20 protein-coding genes are annotated in these 17141 nt (G+C 64.8%); 6 read left to right on the top strand and 14 right to left on the bottom strand.

What is annotated here, in order from left to right; all coding sequences use genetic code 11:
* The first annotated feature begins 191 nt into the window (after positions 1–191).
* Entirely contained in the window at positions 192–518 is a 327-nt protein-coding gene (gene hspQ, locus CVM52_RS08350; RefSeq protein ID WP_100162052.1) for a heat shock protein HspQ, read from the top strand.
* A 4-nt stretch (positions 519–522) separates the two neighbouring features.
* Here hspQ and CVM52_RS08345 read toward each other — a convergent pair whose 3' ends face one another.
* The 3 genes from CVM52_RS08345 to CVM52_RS08335 form a co-directional block, all read right to left on the bottom strand.
* Positions 523–2097 carry a gamma-glutamyltransferase family protein gene (locus CVM52_RS08345; RefSeq protein WP_100162051.1) on the bottom strand — a complete coding sequence of 525 codons (1575 nt, stop codon included), beginning with the start codon at positions 2095–2097 and terminating at the stop codon, positions 523–525.
* A 243-nt stretch (positions 2098–2340) separates the two neighbouring features.
* Positions 2341–2844 carry an ATP-binding protein gene (locus tag CVM52_RS08340; RefSeq protein WP_100162050.1) on the bottom strand — a complete coding sequence of 168 codons (504 nt, stop codon included), beginning with the start codon at positions 2842–2844 and terminating at the stop codon, positions 2341–2343.
* A complete protein-coding gene (locus CVM52_RS08335) occupies positions 2816–3154 on the bottom strand; it encodes an STAS domain-containing protein (protein ID WP_100162049.1) in 339 nt (112 codons plus the stop codon). The genes CVM52_RS08340 and CVM52_RS08335 overlap by 29 nt, the downstream gene beginning before the upstream one ends.
* 107 nt (positions 3155–3261) lie before the next feature.
* On the opposite strand from CVM52_RS08335, the gene msrC reads away from it, so the two are divergent.
* Entirely contained in the window at positions 3262–3717 is a 456-nt protein-coding gene (gene msrC / locus CVM52_RS08330; protein ID WP_100162063.1) for a free L-methionine (R)-S-oxide reductase MsrC, read from the top strand.
* Between the two features lie 13 nt (positions 3718–3730).
* On the opposite strand, the gene CVM52_RS08325 is transcribed toward msrC, so the two are convergent.
* Positions 3731–3916 carry a hypothetical protein gene (locus CVM52_RS08325; protein WP_100162048.1) on the bottom strand — a complete coding sequence of 62 codons (186 nt, stop codon included), beginning with the start codon at positions 3914–3916 and terminating at the stop codon, positions 3731–3733.
* Positions 3917–4363: 447 nt separating this feature from the next.
* On the opposite strand from CVM52_RS08325, the gene CVM52_RS08320 reads away from it, so the two are divergent.
* On the top strand, positions 4364–4987 hold the full coding sequence (locus CVM52_RS08320; RefSeq protein WP_100162062.1) for a LysE family translocator: 624 nt from the start codon (positions 4364–4366) through the stop codon (positions 4985–4987).
* 2 nt (positions 4988–4989) lie between these two features.
* On the top strand, positions 4990–5367 hold the full coding sequence (locus CVM52_RS08315; protein ID WP_100162047.1) for a GFA family protein: 378 nt from the start codon (positions 4990–4992) through the stop codon (positions 5365–5367).
* 16 nt (positions 5368–5383) lie between these two features.
* Here the strand turns inward: CVM52_RS08315 and CVM52_RS08310 are convergent, their stop codons facing one another.
* Positions 5384–5794, bottom strand: coding sequence for a nuclear transport factor 2 family protein (locus CVM52_RS08310; RefSeq protein ID WP_100162046.1), 411 nt, complete (start codon positions 5792–5794; stop codon positions 5384–5386).
* A gap of 107 nt (positions 5795–5901) precedes the next feature.
* Between CVM52_RS08310 and CVM52_RS08305 the strand changes: the two genes are divergently transcribed.
* Complete coding sequence (locus CVM52_RS08305) at positions 5902–6555, top strand: RluA family pseudouridine synthase (RefSeq protein WP_100162045.1); 654 nt, start codon at positions 5902–5904, stop codon at positions 6553–6555.
* Positions 6556–6723: 168 nt separating this feature from the next.
* Here CVM52_RS08305 and CVM52_RS08300 read toward each other — a convergent pair whose 3' ends face one another.
* The 9 genes from CVM52_RS08300 to CVM52_RS08260 all read right to left on the bottom strand — a co-directional run bounded on the left by CVM52_RS08300 (position 6724) and on the right by CVM52_RS08260 (position 16257).
* Entirely contained in the window at positions 6724–7404 is a 681-nt protein-coding gene (locus CVM52_RS08300; RefSeq protein WP_100162044.1) for a DUF1523 family protein, read from the bottom strand.
* Between the two features lie 9 nt (positions 7405–7413).
* A complete protein-coding gene (locus CVM52_RS08295; RefSeq protein ID WP_100162043.1) occupies positions 7414–7689 on the bottom strand; it encodes a hypothetical protein in 276 nt (91 codons plus the stop codon).
* A gap of 3 nt (positions 7690–7692) precedes the next feature.
* The gene (locus CVM52_RS08290; RefSeq protein ID WP_100162042.1) at positions 7693–9039 is read right to left on the bottom strand and encodes a DUF6638 family protein; all 1347 of its coding nucleotides are present in this window, start codon (positions 9037–9039) and stop codon (positions 7693–7695) included.
* A 121-nt stretch (positions 9040–9160) separates the two neighbouring features.
* Entirely contained in the window at positions 9161–11098 is a 1938-nt protein-coding gene (locus CVM52_RS08285) for an AAA family ATPase (RefSeq protein WP_100162041.1), read from the bottom strand.
* A 61-nt stretch (positions 11099–11159) separates the two neighbouring features.
* Positions 11160–12284, bottom strand: coding sequence for a hypothetical protein (locus CVM52_RS08280; protein ID WP_100162040.1), 1125 nt, complete (start codon positions 12282–12284; stop codon positions 11160–11162).
* Positions 12285–12340: 56 nt separating this feature from the next.
* Positions 12341–13417: a coiled-coil domain-containing protein gene (locus CVM52_RS08275; protein WP_100162039.1), complete on the bottom strand. Its 1077-nt coding sequence runs from the start codon at positions 13415–13417 to the stop codon at positions 12341–12343.
* Between the two features lie 190 nt (positions 13418–13607).
* Positions 13608–14201, bottom strand: a complete 594-nt coding sequence (recR, locus tag CVM52_RS08270) for a recombination mediator RecR (protein ID WP_100162038.1) — start codon at positions 14199–14201, stop codon at positions 13608–13610.
* A gap of 94 nt (positions 14202–14295) precedes the next feature.
* Positions 14296–14640, bottom strand: coding sequence for a YbaB/EbfC family nucleoid-associated protein (locus tag CVM52_RS08265; RefSeq protein ID WP_100162037.1), 345 nt, complete (start codon positions 14638–14640; stop codon positions 14296–14298).
* Positions 14641–14781: 141 nt separating this feature from the next.
* The gene (locus CVM52_RS08260; RefSeq protein WP_100162036.1) at positions 14782–16257 is read right to left on the bottom strand and encodes an NAD-dependent succinate-semialdehyde dehydrogenase; all 1476 of its coding nucleotides are present in this window, start codon (positions 16255–16257) and stop codon (positions 14782–14784) included.
* An 89-nt stretch (positions 16258–16346) separates the two neighbouring features.
* On the opposite strand from CVM52_RS08260, the gene CVM52_RS08255 reads away from it, so the two are divergent.
* Positions 16347–17141, top strand: coding sequence for a hormone-sensitive lipase (locus CVM52_RS08255; RefSeq protein ID WP_100162035.1), 795 nt, complete (start codon positions 16347–16349; stop codon positions 17139–17141).

Here is a 17141-nt window from a genome sequence, read left to right as displayed (position 1 = left end):
ATCAAGTGGCGCTTCAGGCAAACCACATTCGGGGCAACAGTGACGGGGCTCTGGCCGCTGCGCGAAGATCCCCTGTCGTGATGAAGATCCACTGTCGTAATGAAGTTCACAGACTGTTTCTGACAAATCTGGCTCAATTCATGGACAAATAGGACGCAAAACGGCTAGAAGCCTGATGGGGGCTTATATGTATGCTGGCTAGGCACGCGAAATATCGTTTGGGACAGGTAGTCCGCCATCGGAAGCATCCCTTCCGGGGGGTGGTTTTTGACGTGGATCCCGAATTTTCCAACACCGAGGAATGGTATCAGGCGATTCCCGAGGACAGCCGCCCGACCAAGGCGCAGCCGTTTTATCATCTGCTGGCCGAGAACGATCAGAGCTATTACGTGGCCTATGTGTCGGAGCAGAACCTGATCGCCGATTATTCCGGCGAGCCGGTGGACCACCCCGACATCCCTGAGATGTTCGGCCCGTTCGAAGACGGGTCCTACCCGCTGCATTTCAACCTGAACTGACGGCTCAGTAGCCGATTGCACAGCCGTCCTTGCGCGGGTCGCTGGCGCCTTCCAGCACGCCGTCGGGATGGATGGTGATCGCCTGGGCGCCGCCGATCGCGGTGTCGGGGATCGATACCCGGTGGCCGAGATCGGCAAGTTCCTGGCGCACCGCGTCGCTGTAGCCGCGTTCGACCTTCATCTCGCCGGTATCGGAGAAACAGCGCGGCGCGTCGATGGCCTGCTGCGGGGCCATGCCGTAATCGGTCAGGTTGCTGACAAAGCGGGCATGACCGTTGGGCTGATAGGCGCCGCCCATCACGCCGAAGGGAATCAGGGTTTCGCCATCGCGCAGCATCGCGGGAATGATGGTGTGCATCGGCCGCTTGCCGCCCTTCAACTCGTTCGGGTGGCCTTCTTCCAGGGTGAAACCGGCGCCGCGGTTCTGGAACAGGATGCCGAACTTGTCCGAGGCGACGCCGGAGCCGAAGCTGTGGAAGATCGAATAGATCAGCGACACCGCCATGCGGTCGCGGTCGACCACGGTGATATAGATCGTGTCCTTGTGCACCGACTCGGTCAGCGGCGCGGCGGCGGGCATAGCCTGTTTCAGGTCGATCAGGGCCGCGAGTTTTGCGGCGGTTTCCGGGGCAAGCATGTGATCGAGCCGGGTGGTATGGCCGGCATCGGCGATGAAACGGTTGCGGGCGTCATAGGCCAGCTTGGCCGCCTCGGCTTCGATATGCGCGCGTTGGGTGCCCAGCGGGTCCATCGCGGCGAGGTCGAAATGCGACAGGATGTTCAGCATCAGGCAGGCAGTGGCGCCCTGGCCGTTGGGCGGATGTTCAAACAGCGTCCGGTCGCCATAGCGGCTGTGCACCGGTTCGGTCGCGTCGCAGCGGGTGGCGGCAAAATCCTCGGCGGTGAACTCGCCGCCCAGCCGGTTCAGCGAGTCGATCATGTCCTCGGCGACCTCGCCGGTATAGAACCCGTCGCGGCCCTGGGCGGCGATGCGGCGCAGCACTTCGGCCTGGCCGGGTGAGCGGAAAAGCTGGCCCTGGCGCAGCGGGGCACCATTGGACAGATAGGCCGAGCGGGCGCTGCCCTGGATCGCCCCGAAATCCCTGGCCCAGTCGGAGGCGGCGCGCGGTGCCACCGGCACACCCGCTTCGAAATACTCGATCGCGGGGGCAAGCAGCGTGTCGATCCCCAGTTTGCCGACGGTGTCGGCCAGGTGGCAGAAGGCGTCGATGGCGCCGGGCACGGTGACCGGCAAAACACCGCCCAGGGGAACCGTGCTGTGCCCGGCGGCGCGCAGTTTCGCGGCATCGGCGGCGGCGGGGGCGCGACCCGAGCCGTTCAGCGCATGGATGTCATCGCTGCCCGGCCGGGTGTAGAGCATGAAGCAATCGCCGCCGATTCCGGTCATCGCCGGTTCGCATATGCCCAACAGGACCGCCCCGGCAATCGCCGCGTCCATGGCATTGCCGCCGCATTTGAGCATGTCCAGCGCCGCCTGCGCGGCAAGCGGATGGGAGGTGGCGCACATGCCATTGGTTGCCAGCACCGGTGAGCGCCCCGGCAGGTGAAAATCGCGCATACTAACCTCCTTGGTCCTTTGCAGCGGACCATAGGTGGCAGGGCGCGGGTTGCCAATGCGTGAAAGTCGGGGGGAAGAAAATCCTCGGTGCCGCGCACTGGGTGGGGGCTATGACACGCGGCACCGAGGGAAGCTTTATGCAGCTACATGGCTGTTTTCCGCTGGCATTCGGGCAGCAGTAGGGAGCGAATAGGGCAGTTTTGCGGCAGCGCGAATTCTGTGCGCTTTTTGCGCGGGAAATAGTCAGTTTGCCGGGTCGGGGGCGGCCGGCGTGGCCAGGTCGAACCACAGATCCAGCCGGTTCTGTCCGTTTTCGCGACGATAGGCCAGCCGGCTGGTCAACATGCGGATCAGCGGCCAGCCAAAGCCGCCTTCGGGCATTGTGGCGCGCGGGCCGGACAGATCGGGCACGCGAGGCGGCGGCAGCCGGCCAGCGGGAAAGCTGCGGCCGCGATCGGTCAGCGTCAGCTGCAACTGGTCGGGGGACAGGTGGAATTCGATCACGAATGTCGCGGCGGTGTTGCCGGCAAAGGCATGTTCGACGATGTTGTTGATCACCTCGGCCAGCACGATCTGCACGTTTTCGCGGGTTTCCGGCGCCAGCCCGGCCCCGGCCAGCCGCTGCATCGTGGCGCGGATGGCGCTGCGCGCGCCGCCGGTATTGGCGCTGATCCGGCCCGTGCCGCTGTGCGCCGCCGGCCGCAGCGGCGGATGCGGGTCAGCCCCGTTCAGCCGCGAGTGCGTCATGGAGCGACGGGTAGAGGTTGAAGACGGTATCCATCCGGGTCAGTCGGAACACCTTGTCGACCGCCGGGGACAGCCCGGCCAGGTCCAGGCGGCGGTCATCGCCCAGTTGTTTCATCGCGGCGACGATGGCGCCCAGCCCGCTGGAATCGATGAAATCGACGGCGGAGAGGTCCAGCACCACCCGCGCTGCGCTGCTGGCGGTTTCGCTGCGCATCTCCTCCTTGAACTGGATTGCGCCTGCTGCGTCGATACGTTCGGCATCGACGGTGACGATCTGTAACCCGTCCGCTACCCTGCTGGTCAAACTCATCCGCGTGGTCCTTGTGCTGGGATTCGGCAGCAAGATCCTAGACGGCAAGGCTTACCATTCGGTATGCAGCGGGCCATGCAGCGAATGATGTGCAATTTGAGGTGAAGATGCGCGCCGATTACCCGACCCTGACGCAAACAATCGCGGCGCTAACCGAAGGCGAGACCGATGCGGTGGCGCTGATGGCGACCGTCGCCTGCGAGGTGCATCATGCCGATGACCGTTTTGACTGGACCGGGTTTTACCGGGTGACCGCACCGCAAGTGCTGAAGATCGGGCCGTATCAGGGCGGCCATGGCTGTCTGGTGATCCCGTTTTCGCGCGGGGTCTGCGGTGCCGCCGCCCGCACCGGCGAAGTGCAGCTGGTTGCCGATGTCGAGGCGTTTCCCGATCATATCGCCTGTGCCGCGAGCACCCGGTCCGAGCTGGTCTTGCCGGTGCGGGACGGTGCCGGGGCGCTGATCGGGGTGTTCGATATCGACAGCGACCAGCCGGACGCCTTTGATCAGAGCGACGCCACGGCACTGCAGGCGATATTGCAGCAGGTGTTCGGGCGGCTCTGAGCCTGCCGCAGGCTCAGTTCGCCTGCAGCCGCGCCAGCCGGTCCTGTTGCGGCGCGTTTGTGCACCATTTTTCGCCGGAAAGCTCCCAGACGGCATTGCGTTCGCTGGCGTGAACGGTGATGCGGCCGCTTTCGGTGGTGATGATCTGCGGGTCCAGCAGGTTGAGGAACAGCGCAAGCGCTTCGGCGGTCAGGCACATCTGTTTAATCTCCTTTGCAGGCTGTGCGTCGGGTCATTGATCCTCCCCTCATGTGATTGACATCCAGTCTAGGACGCGGGCGCTGCGGATGCGCGCCAGAAATGCCGCAATGCAGCATTTATCGCGCGAATTTTGCTGCGACGCCGCGTAAGGCGCCTAATTTTTGGGCGAAGCGCGGCGGACTCCTCTATATTTTGTGGGTATTCGGGTGTGTGCCACAATGAGTCGGTGGGGCGGGTGGCGTCAAATTAGGCAAGCCTGCACCGGCGAGGGGCGGCCGGGAGATCCCGGAGCGGGGTCCGGGACAGCGGCGCGCGACCAAAAAACCAAGTGCATTTTCCGGTGCGGCGCGGCAGCATGGCAGGACCGAATCCGACAGCAAGGCGGGTGCCGCATGTTCAAACTCCCGGTGTTCCGCCCGGTCCCAACCTGTTGGGCCGCGTGGCGATGAGTTTTCACGCCTGGACCGTCTTTGCCCTGTTCTGGGTGGTGTTTGTCACCACGCCGGGGCCGAATGCGGTGAATTGCATCAGCAACGGCATGACCCTGGGGTTCTGGCGCGCGATGGTGGGGGTGCTGGCGATTCTGACCCAGTCCTTTGCCTTTCTGATCCTGTCGGCGCTGGGCATCACCGCGCTGATCGCCGCCTCGCCAGCGGCGTTTTTCCTGGCCAAGCTGGCCGGGGCCGGGGTGCTGGTCTGGCTGGGCATCCGCAGCTGGATCAATGCCGGCCGGCCGGTGCGCGCCGCGCCGCGGCCGGCGCGGCATGTCTACCTGCACGCGCTGGCGGTGGCGACGATCAATCCGAAAAGCGTGGCCGGCTATCTCGCCGCCTTTTCGCAATTCGTGCAGCCGGATGTGCCGATCTGGGGCCAGATGGTGTTTATCGTGCCGACGGCGCTGGTGATCACCACACTGAGCTATACCACCTTTACCGCGCTGGGCGCGGGGATCGGGCGGGCCGCGCTGGGCATGGTGTTCAACACCTGGTTCCGCCGGATCATGGCGGTCTGTTTCATCATCTACGGCGTGCTGCTGGGAGTCAGCGCCACGCCGCAACCAAGGGGGTAGAGATGCACAAGGGGTCTTGCCTGTGCGGCACCGTCACCTTCCAGCTGTCGGGCGCGCTGGCGCCGCCATCGGTTTGTCATTGCCGCATGTGCCGCAAGATGTCGGGCCATGCCTGGGCCTCGACCCATGTGCCGCAGTCGGCGCTGGAGCTGAGCGGGCAGGACTCGCTGATCTGGTATCGCGCCAGCGTCAACGCGCGGCGCGGGTTTTGCGGCGTCTGCGGCAGTTTCCTGTTCTGGCAGCATGAGGAAGAAGACAGGATCTCGATCGCGATGGGCGCCTTTGACACGCCGACCGGGGTGCAACTGGCCCGGCATATCTTTGTCGATGACAAGGGCGACTACTACGACCTGGAGGACGGGCTGCCGCAGCAGGGCTGACCGCCATCGCCGCCGCTCAGCGCAGCGCGTCGCGATAGGCCAGGAAGCGTGGATCGCCCTGCACCCGTTCATTCATTGCCGTGCGCAGGGCGGCCACCGATTTCAGCGGGCGCATGGCAACCTCGAACACCGCGATCAGCCCGTCATCGTCCAAAGTCAGGAGATCGACGCCAACCGCGTCGAGATCGCCGATCTTGCATTCGAATTCGAGCGCCCAGTCGCGGCCCGCACCCATCACCCGGCGATAGCGGAAATCGCTGAACACCTGGCCGACATGGCCCAGCACCGCGGCCACCGGGGCGCGGCCGGTCCAGGTGGCCCAGTAGGTCGGCGGCAGAAACCGCACGTCTTCGGCCAGAAGCGCGGCGATGCGGCTGTCCTCGCCGCTGGCCACGACCTGTTGCAGGGTACTGATGGTGGGGTGCATCGCCTGTCCTCCCTTGCGCTGCGGTGCCAGACTGACCGGGCGGGCGAGGTCTGTCCAGCGCGACGCGGCGTCTTGTGTGCCGGGCAACGCGCCGCTAGTCAGGCGCGATGACGGTTTCGAGCGTATATGCACCACCCCCCGGGATGCCCGAGATCCTGCATGACGATGCGGAAATCCTGGTGGTGAACAAGCCCGCCGGGCTGCTGTCGGTGCCGGGCAAGGGCGCGCATCTGGCCGATTGCCTGATCGCCCGGTTGCAGGCGGTGTTTCCGCAGGTGCTGTTGGTGCACCGGCTGGACCGCGACACTTCGGGGGTGATGGTATTTGCGCTGACGCCGCATGCGCAGCGGCATCTGGGGCTGCAATTCGAGAAGCGGCAGGCGCGCAAGACCTATCTGGCCCGGCTGGCCGGCCGGCTGGCGCCGAAAACCGGTACGGTGGACCTCCCGCTGATTGTCGACTGGGAGCGGCGGCCGCGGCAGATGGTCGATCACCAGAACGGCCGGGCGGCGGTGACCGACTGGCGGGTGCTGCGCCACGAGGGCGACACCACGCGGGTGCGGTTGAACCCGAAAACCGGGCGCAGCCACCAGCTGAGGGTGCATATGCTGGCGCTGGGTCATCCGATCCTGGGCGATCCGCTCTATGCCGAGGGCGCGGCGCGGGACCATCCGCGGCTGATGCTGCATTCCGAAGAGCTGAAGATCCGCCATCCCGATGGCGGCGCGGCGCTGCGGTTCCGGGCGGCGGCGGAGTTCTGACCCCCGAAAAAGGGGCGGCCCGCCTCGTTGGGGATGAGAGGCGGGCCTGGGGGGGACCGGGCAAACCCGGTGGCAGGATGGGCGGAAGCAACCTCAGGTCGCTGCTTCCAATTCGTTAACGCGCCGAGACCGAAATGGTTTCAACCGGTTGGCAATTTTTTTGCCCGTCTATTTTTTTGCCCGCCAGGTGTCGAGCCAGCGGCGGAATCGGCCGCGGCGTTCGGACAGGTGATGGCCCACCGTGTCCCACTGTTCCTCGATATCGTCCATCGTCGGGTCGATGGTGCGTTCGCGGAATTGGCGCCAGACCGCCCTGAGAAAGCCCCAGGCGATGGCGAGGAAGAAGAAGAAGACGATGTTGAACCAGGGGATCACGGTTACGTCCGGGCCTTCGACCGGGCGGATGCCGATGGCGTTGGGATAGATCGACAGGTATTTGTTGCGCCAGCCGTAATGGGTCAGCACCGCCCATTGCGGATTGGCATTGGTCGAGACATTGGCGGCGGCCTGGGCCTGCAGGTCGGAACTGTCGAACTTGAAATAGGGCGGCCAGATCCAGCCGGTATCCTCGTTGCGATACACCATGACGCGGGTGGAGCCGCGCGGGAAGAAGCCCAGCAACCAGGTGCGCCGTTTCTCGGTATTGATCAGCCGCAGGTCGCGGGTGGCCAGTTCCGAGGCGCCGCTGTCGGCCTGGGCGTAAAACGGGCGGTTCAGCCAGTTGAAATCGGTACGGATCACCTCGGTCGAGGTGATGCGCACGATGTCATGCTGGGGCAGGACATAATGCAGGAAGCCGCCGACGATCACGAAGACAAGGATGAAAAAGGCGGTCTTGATGCGGCGCATGGGCGCTCCTCAGTAATAGGTGGTGACGATGTGGATCGCGGCGACGACGATCACCGGGATGACATAGACCAGCAGGATCAGCTTGGGCCGCAGGCTGGCGTGATACTCGGCCATCCCTTTTTCAACATAGGCCGCGCGCGCCGCCATGTCGGTGGCGCCGGGATGTTCCGCCGCCCAGCGTTTTTCCAGCTTTTCGCGCCGGACCGAGCGCGAATAGAGCGAGATCAGGAAATAGGCCGCCGTCATGACGATCAGGCCGACTATGGTAAGACGGACAAAGCCCATCGCCTATCTCCTGACTGCGCCCCAGGGCCCGACCCTGCGAACGATTTCTTCCACCGGGCGGGGCGGCGGGCGGCCGCCCATATCCGGCTCGTGCCCGAACAGTGCCGCGCGTGCCCCGGCCTTGTCCACCTGATATTCCCGGTCGAGGAAATCGGCGACAAAGGCGCGCTTGGTCTCGGGCCAGGTGCGGTAAAGGTCGTAGAACAGCTGTTTGTGGCAGATGAACAGCTGCCGGATGTCCAGCGGCGTGAGATTGGCCAGCAGCATGTTGACCAGGTCGCGCTGCGGCGTGTCGGCGGCGCGCAGCGAATAGAAATAGGCCGGGTCCGAGGAATCGATGCGCGGCCACCTGCCGCCCTCCACCGCCCATTTCAGCAGCGCGTTCAGCCCGTGATAGGCGCGCGGCAGGCGGTCGGCATTGGCCCGCGCCAGGCGGCGGATGTCGGGACGGGTGAGGCCGGTGAGGTCAAGGTCGAGGTCGGCGGCGGCATCGATGACGATGAAATCCATCTTCTGGCGCAGGATCGCCACCGCGTCGATGCCGCGCGCCTTGACGATGGGTTCGACCAGGTCGTTCAGATCGAGGAACCTGGCGATCTGGTTGCGGTCCTCCAGGTCGAAGACATGTTTCAGCGGCACACCGTCGAAGCCCTGCTTGTCACCGACGGCGATCAGCGCCGGATGCGGCACCGAGCGGAACAGGTAGGCACCGCCGAAATGGGCGGTCCAGAAATCGGGCTGGTCGTAACTTTTCTGTTTCAGCCGTACCGGGTTGCGGGTGATGTCGCCGGATTTCTGCGCCAGCCCGATCATCTCGGCGATCAGCACATCGTCGAACCAGCCATCCTCCTCGGTCTTGAACCGATCGACCAGCCCGGCCAGCCGTTCGGCATGGCGCAGGGTGCCGGTGGTGGTGTCGGCCTCGATCCCGATGCTGGTGATGTCGAACAGGCGGGCGGGGTGCGAGATGTCGAAAACCGAATTGATCAGCTCGCCCGCCACCGCATCGGTGGCGGTGAGCGCGAAGAGCTGGGTTTCGTTATCGGTGATGAACCGTTTCAGGATCTCGCGTGAGGTGGAGAATTTCACGTTCAGCAGCGGGCAGCGTTTCTGCTCGGTGGTCAGCAGGATGAACTGCCGGTTGACGCCGTTGTGGTTGAGATAGAGGTCATCGCCGAATTCGTCGCCGATCTCGGGCGAATAGCCGGAGAGGTCGATGTGGAAATCGGCAAGCTGCGTGCGCCTGCCGGTCAGATGTTCCAGCGCGCGGTTATACCGCTCGACCAGCGCGTGCGAGGAGACGTGGTAGAGGTTGCCGAACATCAGGCCCTTTTCGATGAGGCGTTTCATGGCCGTGCCTCCCTGCCGCCGCCGCGAAGGTGATCCGGGGCCTCTTGGCTACGGGTAGAGGTCCCGGCGCGGGGGCCGGGACAGCGGGGCATCGATGTGTCGTGGATCGGTTGCAGGGGTCTCACTCCTTGCCCTCCAGATACCGCTTCTTCGCCGCTTCCTGCCGGCCGAACTCGCGCACCAATGCCTCGATCGCGGCCTCGTCGGATTTGTCGGCATAGCGGAATTCGCTATCGGCATAGCGGTTGATCTCCTGGATCACCATCTCGGCGGTGATCGGCACCCGCAACTCTGCGATCATCGCCTTTTTCTCGTCGTAAGGTTTGAACAGGAACAGGTCCGGCTCTTCCATCCATTCATCGGGCAGTTCGAAATCCATCGCCCGGACCTTCACGGCGTCGGTGATGTTCTTGATCGCCCGGCCGGTAAAGCGGTCGTCCGCCTGCTGGATCGCCTTCAGATAGGTGCCCATCTTGGCGATGGTGTCCAACTCGCCAATCTGCGCCTGTACCCGGTCGAAGACGTTCAGCAACCCTTCCTCATGCGGGCGCGCGTGTGCTTCGAACGATGCGGCGACGGCGCGCTTGATCTCCTGCGCGGCATAGGCGTCGTGATCGCCCAGCGGAATGGCGTGGTTCTTACCCATCAGCAGATGCAGGATGTCGATGTAATCCTCGCGGGTCTGCGGCCCGTCGACCAGGAACCGCGCGCCGGCGCGCTGGCGCAGGGCGTCGTCGACGTTTTCGGGATAGTTCGAGAACATGCCGAAGGTGCAGTTGCCGCGCACCACGGTATTGGCGCCGGCAAAGCTTTCCATCAGCACCGCGGTGATTTCCAGCTGGCCGGCGCTGGACTGGCGGTCGCCGCGCTTGCCGGCCAATTGGTCGATATCGTCAATGGTGCCGAAGCCGATCACCGAAGGGTCGATGATCGTGTTGATGAAGGCCTTGGCGTTCTGGCCCGACTTGCCCTGATAGCTGTCGATATTCTCGGTGCTGAGGTTCTGATAGCGGAAGGGATAGCCGGCATTGCGGCAATAGCCGTCGATCAGCCCCGCCATCATCTGGATCAGGGTGGTCTTGCCGGTGCCCGGCTTGCCATCGCCCATGAAGGTGAAGATGAAGCCGCCAAGCTCGGCAAAGGGGTTCAGCTTGCGGTCGAAATCATAGGCCATCAGCATCTTGGCCAGCTTCATCGCCTGGTATTTGGCGATATGGTTGCCGACCACTTCGTTGGGCTGCTTGAAGGTCATGGTCAGCGTGGTGGACCTGGCCTTGGAGGCCGGGGTGAAGCCGCGGATCGTCAGGTCATCGGCCTCGACCCGCCAGGCGGCGCCGGTGAACGGGCCCAGATGCGGCGCCGACTGGGCGCGCAGGGCAGATTTTTCCATCAGCTGTTCGGCATAGGCGCTGGCGGTGGCCAGCAGCCGGGCATCGTCGGCGGCGTGGCGGGCGAACATCTGGTCCAGTTCCCACAGCGCGCCGTGCAGCGCCAGCTGGCCATTGTCGGTCAGCACCTCCTGCGCCTCGCCGACCTCGACCGCAACCTCGCCGGCATGGGGCGACAGCAGATAGGCCAGCGCGTTGCCAAAAACATGCAGCGCGATCAGCGCCTCGGAGGCCAGCAGTTCCGAAAACTCGGTCTTGCGCGCGGCCGGCAGGCTGCCGGCGAGATTGGCGCGTTTCAGCTCGGCCAGCGGCGTGGCGTCGGCGAAGCTGTCGCCGAGGGCCAGCGCGATCGCCAGCGCCCGGCGCAGCGCGGTCATCACCACCGCCTGGCTTGGCGAGGTGATGATGTCGCCGTCATCGGCGGCGGCGATCCGTTCCAGCAGGTGCACGCCCTCGGGCCGCGCGGTCGAGCGCGTGACCAGGCCGGGGGTGGTGGAGCGAAAACGGCGGCGGCTGCCGATGCCCGGAGAGCGTTCGGGGGCCGCGGCAGGTTCGCCCGGTTTGGCGATGCGCGGGGTATGGTCGAACCCGTCCAGCATCGCCGCGGCGGCCGGGTAATGGGCGCGGATATCCGCCTCGCGGAGTTCCATCTGGTCGGATGTCAGGCTCATCTGGCGCGGGTCCTCCCTTTATCTTTCCTGCGTCTTCCACCCGGCGACACCGGCCGCGGGCTCAGTACCTGAGCACGCGGCCGCCATCACCGACGACAAATTTCCGCACGCTGGCAAAGCCCGGCGGGTTCTGCTCGGCCAGCACCTGGAACGGCCGCTGCGGCAGGATGATCGCGCGTTCCGTCAGCGAGGCGCCGGTTTCGGCGCCGCGCCCGGCAAACGGATCGAGGGCAAACACCTCGCGTTCAACCTTGCCGAACCAGCCAGCGCGTTCCTCGACCACCCGTTCGCTGTGCAGATCTTCCTGGGTCCAGGCCAGCGCCCAGTCTTGGCCTTCGGGCGCGGCGGCGTCTTCCAGTACCTGGCGCAGCGGCCCGGCCTGGCGCGTATAGGCATGGGAATACATCGGCCCGATATGGAAGCGGCGCAGGCGTTTCGGGTGCAGGTCGTCGAAATCCTCGTCAAAACCCTTGGCGATGGTCAACAGCTTGAGCCCGCCCAGCGCCTGCGCGGTCAGATGCGCCTGCGCCTCGGGCCAGCGGCGTTCGTCCTTGGGCAGGGCGGTGCGGCCGGAATCCTCGACTTCCATCAGGTAGATCACCGGCAGGTTGGTCTGGCTGTCATAGGCCGCCCAATGCAGCAGGAAACGGCGCCGGTTTTCGCCGAGATTGCCCAGCCACTGGCAATCGGGATCGTTGCGACACCAGAACAGCCCGCCTTTCAGCAGTTCCTGGTAATACAGCCGCTGCGACAGCGCGAATTGCAGCTTGGTAGGGATTTGCCGGTCGCTGACGATGGTGCGCACCATGTCATCCTTCAGCCGCGCCTCCGAGGGCATGTTGGCCAGGTGGCTTTCGGCTTGCTGGGCGTCATTGGCCATGGTCATCAGCTCGGTCGCCACCGGAAAGCCGCTGTCGCGGGTGTCGATCAGCAGCGAGCCGAAAAACCGCCCTGTGTCGCGGCCAACCATGAGGTATTTCATGCTGAGCGCGCGAAAGGTGAAGGTCAGCATCTGCACATAGCGGGTCAGCACCCTGACCTCGGTCTTGTCCAGCGCGCCCTCGGCCTCCAGCACGCCGGCGACGCGGCCGAGATGGCCGGTGATCGCCTCGAACTTGCGGAAATAACGCCGCGAGGCGAAGGTGTCGCTCAGGCCGGCGCGGTCATCTTCGGCGGTGGTGGTCATTCATCTTCTCCCAGCCGCTGACTGAACGCGGCTGTGGAACCGGGATGCATCTGCACTCAAGCCCCGTACAGGTTCTTGTCGTGCTTATCGACAATCGCCTGGAACCGGCGGGCAAAGCGTTCGTCGGCCTTGGCCTTCTGTTCCAGCACCTTGCGGGCGAAGACCATGTGATCCTCGTGGGCTTCCAGCATGTCGGCCATCTTCTGGTTGGTGGCGGTGCCGATGGCGGCCATGGCGGTCTGCGCCTCCTGGTCGGTCTTGACGCCGATCTCGTTGATCCGGTGCGCCACGTCCTGCTGCTGGGCGGTTTTCAGCGATTTCGACAGCGCATCATACAGCACCACGCGCTGCTGCGTGTCGGTCTGCAGCTTGTTGATCAGCACCATCTGCGTCGCCGCCTGGTTCTGCAGTGAATCGACCCAGCTCTTGCCCTTTTCGATATAGCGTTCCAGCGTCTGCGACTTGGCCAGCTTGACCTGTTCCTGCTGCACCATCTCGTTGTACTTCGCGTTCAGCGCGGCCAGGTCGGTTTCCAGCTTGGTGCGCGCGGCGGCGTCCTGTTCGACGCTGATCTTGTTCTCCAGCTCGATGATCTTGGGATCCATCGCCAGGATATCGGCGCGCAGGGCCTCCAACTCGCCCACCGTCATCTCGCGTTCGTCCAGGGTGGACGACAGGTTGTCGCCGACCTGGGTTTTCTGGGTTTCCAGCATCGCCAGTTGCTCCTGCAGCAGCTTGACGATGACATCGGATTTCGAGATCAGGTCCTGCAGCTTGTCGTCGATATTGGCGGTGCGCATGCGTTCCTGCCGCATCGAGTCGGACTTGGCCTTGGAGAAGATGCCGACAAAGCTTTCCCAGCCGGTCTTGTTGCGCATCTCGTCGAAATCCTTGGAGAATCCGGCGGTCACATCGTCCAGCCCCATGATCAGCTCGGCGATATTGGCGGTCATCACCTCGGTATGGGCGTGCACGTCATCCAGCGTTGCATTCTCGATATCGATGGCCGCGTCCTCGCCCGCCTCGATCTTGGCGCGGGCGGCCTCGATCCGGCTGGTCATCGCCTTGATCTCGGCCTGGCTTTTGGCGACCTTTTCCTGTGATTCACGAACCATCGCGTCAAAATCGGCCATCAAACGCTCCCTCTTTCAATGACTTGCTGCCCATATAGGCAATGTTACAAAGATTTACATCAGGCGGGCGGCATATTTCACGCCAAGTGTCGCAAAAGGCACGTGCAAAGAAAAGGATATGTGTTGCCGGGGGCCGTCCGGCTGGAAAGACAGGCGCGCCCGGTGCGGGCCTGAGCGGTCGCGCCGTGGTTCACACGTCCTTGCGGGCGCGCATCGCGGCGCTGATGGTGCCGTCGTCGAGATAGTCCAACTCGCCGCCGATCGGCACGCCCTGGGCCAGCGAGGTCAGCCGCACCCGCCCGCCCAGCTGGTCGGCGATGTAATGGGCGGTGGTCAGCCCGTCGACGGTGGCGTTCAGCGCCAGGATCACCTCGGTGATTGCCTCGGTTTCGACCCGGTCGATCAGGCGCGGGATGCGCAGCTCGTCCGGGCCCACCGCGTCCAGCGCCGACAGCGTGCCGCCCAGCACGTGATAGCGGCCTTTGAACACCCCCGATCGTTCCATCGCCCAGAGGTCGGCAACATCCTCGACCACGCAGAGCTCTCCGGTGGCGCGTTTTTCGGCGCTGCAGATATCGCAGATATCGCTGGTGCCGACATTGCCGCAGTTCAGGCATTCGCGGGCGGTTTCCGCCACCCGCTGTATCGAGTCGGCCAGCGGCGTCAGCAACAGCGCGCGTTTGCGGATCAGGTGCAGCACCGCGCGCCGGGCCGAACGGGGGCCGAGGCCGGGCAGCTTGGCCATCAGCTCGATCAGATTGTCGATGTCGCGGTTGGAGCTCATTTGCGCGGAGAGGTAGCCGATCGGGTTCCGGAACTGCGGCGGCCCGGCTGCGGGCCGCGGTCCCGGGCCTGCCCTGGGACCTCCCGGATCCGGCTCAGAACGGCAGCTTCATGTCCTTGGGCAGGCCCATGCCCTCGGTCAGCTTGCTCATTTCCGCCTGCGCCTTTTCGCTGGCCTTGCTTTGGGCGTCCTTGATCGCGGCGAGGATCAGATCCTCGACCACTTCCTTGTCGTCGCTGTTGAAGATCGACGGGTCGATTTCCAGCGACTTCAGCTCGCCCTTGCAGGTGCAGACCGCCTTGACCAGCCCCGCGCCGCTTTCGCCGGTCACGGTGAGGTTGGCCATGTCCTCTTGCATCTGCGCCATCTTGGTCTGCATTTCCTGTGCGGCCTTCATCATCTTGGCCATATCGCCAAGGCCGCCAAGTCCCTTGAGCATTTCGGTCTCCTCGTGCTGGGGCGCGCGGGCGCCGGGGATGTGTTTGGTTCACATATCGCAGTGCAGCGCGTCCGCGGCAAGGGTGGTCCGGCGGCCGGGGGCTCCTGCGCGGGGCAGGCGCCGGGAAATACGCTGGGCCGGTCAGACCGACATGCAGAGATATTTCATCTCGAGGAATTCCTCGATCCCGTGATGCGATCCTTCGCGGCCCAGGCCCGATTGCTTGACGCCGCCGAAGGGGGCCAATTCGGTCGAGATGATGCCGGTATTGATGCCGACCATCCCGTATTCCAGCGCCTCGGCCACGCGGTAGACCCGGCTGAGATCCTTGGCGTAGAAATAGGAGGCGAGCCCGAAGATGGTGTCATTGGCCATCTCGATCACCTCTTCATCGCTCTCGAACTTGAACAGCGGGGCCAGCGGGCCAAAGGTTTCGTCCTGCGCCACCATCATGTCCTGGGTCACGCCGGTGACGATGGTGGGTTCGAAGAAGGTGCCGCCCAGGGCATGGCGCTGCCCGCCGGTCAGGATGGCGCCGCCATGGGACGTGACGTCGTTCAGATGCTCTTCCACCTTCTCGACCGCGTCTTCGTTGATCAGCGGCCCGGTGGTAACGCCGTCGCTGAGCCCGTCGCCGACATTCAGCTTGGCCACCGCTTCGGCCAGCTTGGCGGCGAACGCGTCATACACGCCGGCCTGCACGTAGATCCGGTTGGCGCAGACGCAGGTCTGGCCGTTGTTGCGGAATTTGCACAGCATCGCGCCTTCGACCGCGGCGTCGAGATCGGCATCGTCAAAGACGATGAACGGCGCGTTGCCGCCCAGTTCCATCGAACATTTCATCACCTGGTCGGCGGCCTGGCGCAGCAGGATGCGGCCAACCTCGGTTGAACCGGTGAAGGTGAGCTTGCGCACCTTGGGGTTCTCGCAGAATTCCTTGCCGGTGGCCGAGGCGGAGCTGGACGTCACCACGTTGAACACGCCGGCAGGAATGCCGGCGCGTTCGGCCAGCACCGCCAGAACGATGGCCGACAGCGGGGTTTCCTTCGCGGGCCGCGCGACAAAGGCGCAGCCGGCCGCCAGCGCCGGCGCCGCCTTGCGGGTGATCATCGCATTGGGGAAGTTCCACGGCGTGATCGAGGCCGCAACGCCGATGGGCTGCTTGATCACGGTGATGCGCTTGTCGCGCTGGTGGCCGGGGATGGTTTCGCCATAGACCCGCTTGGCCTCTTCGGCGAAGAACTCGACGAAGGAGGCGCCGTAATGGATCTCGCCCACTGCCTCGGATTTGGGTTTGCCCTGTTCGGCGGTCAGGATGATGCCCAGGTCCTCGGCGTTTTCGGTCATCAGGTCGAACCACTTGCGCAGCAGGTTCGCCCGTTCCTTGCCGGTCAGCGCCGCCCACTCTTTTTGCGCGGCATAGGCGGCGTCGATCGCTTCGGCCACTTGCGCGCGCGACAGGTCGGCGACCTGGGCGATCACATCGCCGCGCGCCGGGTTGGTGACATCGAAGGTGCCGTCGCTGCCATCGGTCCAGGCGCCGTTCACATAGGCGCGGCTTTCCAGCAGCGTGGGGTCGTTCAACAGGGATTTGAGATCGGTCGTGGCGTCCAGCATGATGGCCTCCCGCGGTATTGATGAAATTTGGTCTCGCCCACCGAAACCATTTGGGGCAGGTTTTGTCCAGATCAACCGGAAGGACGGAAATGGAACTGGACGATGCCTATGCCAATGGCGCCTATATCGCCGGGGCGGACAGCTATCCCGATCGATGGGACACCGCGGCGCGGGTGTTTCGCGACCAGCTGTCGGCGGCGGGACGGGCGCAGCTGGACCTGGCCTATGGGCCCGGCGCGCGCGAACGGTTCGACCTGTTCCTGCCCGAGGGCACGGCGCGGGGGCTGATGGTGTTTGTGCATGGCGGCTATTGGCTGAACTTTGACAAGTCGACCTGGTCGCATTTCGCCGCCGGCGCCGTGGCGCGCGGCTGGGCGGCGGCGCTGCCGTCTTATGATCTGTGCCCGTCGATCCGGATTTCCGGCATCACCCGGCAGATCGCCGGCGCGGTGCAGGCGGCGGCGGGGCGGGTCGCGGGGCCGCTGGCGCTGACCGGCCATTCCGCCGGGGGACATCTGGTTGCACGGATGCTGGCGCCGGGAATGTTGCCCCCGGAGTGCACGATCCGGCTGGCCCAGGTGGTGCCGATCTCGCCCTTGGCCGACCTGCGGCCCCTGTTGAAAACCTCGATGAATGCCGATCTGCGCCTGACCGAAGCGGAGGCCGAGGCGGAAAGCCCGGTGTTCCAGCCGGCGCCGGCGACACCGGTGACCGTCTGGGTGGGCGGCGACGAGCGTCCCGCCTTCCTGGACCAGGCCGCCTGGTTGGCCAAGGCCTGGAGCTGTGGCCGGACGGTGGTGGCGGGCCGGCATCATTTCGACGTGATCGACGGGCTGGCCGATCCAGACAGCGACCTGATGGCCGTGCTGACCGGCGGGGGCTGA

The sequence above is a fragment of the Pseudooceanicola lipolyticus genome, from assembly GCF_002786325.1.
GTDB classification, from domain to species: Bacteria; Pseudomonadota; Alphaproteobacteria; order Rhodobacterales; family Rhodobacteraceae; genus Pseudooceanicola_C; species Pseudooceanicola_C lipolyticus.
This window is presented reverse-complemented; position numbering and strand designations above follow the sequence as displayed.

Excerpts from the sequence above, each read along its gene's own strand:
- hspQ (WP_100162052.1), top strand. The coding sequence starts at position 192 with ATGCTGGCTAGGCACGCGAAATATCGTTTGGGACAGGTAGTCCGCCAT.
- CVM52_RS08265 (WP_100162037.1), bottom strand. The coding sequence starts at position 14,640 with ATGCTCAAGGGACTTGGCGGCCTTGGCGATATGGCCAAGATGATGAAG.
- CVM52_RS08320 (WP_100162062.1), top strand. The coding sequence starts at position 4,364 with ATGAGTTTTCACGCCTGGACCGTCTTTGCCCTGTTCTGGGTGGTGTTT.
- CVM52_RS08335 (WP_100162049.1), bottom strand. The coding sequence starts at position 3,154 with ATGAGTTTGACCAGCAGGGTAGCGGACGGGTTACAGATCGTCACCGTC.
- CVM52_RS08305 (WP_100162045.1), top strand. The coding sequence starts at position 5,902 with ATGACGGTTTCGAGCGTATATGCACCACCCCCCGGGATGCCCGAGATC.
- recR (WP_100162038.1), bottom strand. The coding sequence starts at position 14,201 with ATGAGCTCCAACCGCGACATCGACAATCTGATCGAGCTGATGGCCAAG.
- msrC (WP_100162063.1), top strand. The coding sequence starts at position 3,262 with ATGCGCGCCGATTACCCGACCCTGACGCAAACAATCGCGGCGCTAACC.
- CVM52_RS08280 (WP_100162040.1), bottom strand. The coding sequence starts at position 12,284 with ATGACCACCACCGCCGAAGATGACCGCGCCGGCCTGAGCGACACCTTC.
- CVM52_RS08300 (WP_100162044.1), bottom strand. The coding sequence starts at position 7,404 with ATGCGCCGCATCAAGACCGCCTTTTTCATCCTTGTCTTCGTGATCGTC.
- CVM52_RS08275 (WP_100162039.1), bottom strand. The coding sequence starts at position 13,417 with ATGGCCGATTTTGACGCGATGGTTCGTGAATCACAGGAAAAGGTCGCC.
- CVM52_RS08260 (WP_100162036.1), bottom strand. The coding sequence starts at position 16,257 with ATGCTGGACGCCACGACCGATCTCAAATCCCTGTTGAACGACCCCACG.
- CVM52_RS08285 (WP_100162041.1), bottom strand. The coding sequence starts at position 11,098 with ATGAGCCTGACATCCGACCAGATGGAACTCCGCGAGGCGGATATCCGC.
- CVM52_RS08325 (WP_100162048.1), bottom strand. The coding sequence starts at position 3,916 with ATGTGCCTGACCGCCGAAGCGCTTGCGCTGTTCCTCAACCTGCTGGAC.
- CVM52_RS08255 (WP_100162035.1), top strand. The coding sequence starts at position 16,347 with ATGGAACTGGACGATGCCTATGCCAATGGCGCCTATATCGCCGGGGCG.
- CVM52_RS08315 (WP_100162047.1), top strand. The coding sequence starts at position 4,990 with ATGCACAAGGGGTCTTGCCTGTGCGGCACCGTCACCTTCCAGCTGTCG.
- CVM52_RS08340 (WP_100162050.1), bottom strand. The coding sequence starts at position 2,844 with ATGACGCACTCGCGGCTGAACGGGGCTGACCCGCATCCGCCGCTGCGG.
- CVM52_RS08295 (WP_100162043.1), bottom strand. The coding sequence starts at position 7,689 with ATGGGCTTTGTCCGTCTTACCATAGTCGGCCTGATCGTCATGACGGCG.
- CVM52_RS08290 (WP_100162042.1), bottom strand. The coding sequence starts at position 9,039 with ATGAAACGCCTCATCGAAAAGGGCCTGATGTTCGGCAACCTCTACCAC.
- CVM52_RS08345 (WP_100162051.1), bottom strand. The coding sequence starts at position 2,097 with ATGCGCGATTTTCACCTGCCGGGGCGCTCACCGGTGCTGGCAACCAAT.
- CVM52_RS08310 (WP_100162046.1), bottom strand. The coding sequence starts at position 5,794 with ATGCACCCCACCATCAGTACCCTGCAACAGGTCGTGGCCAGCGGCGAG.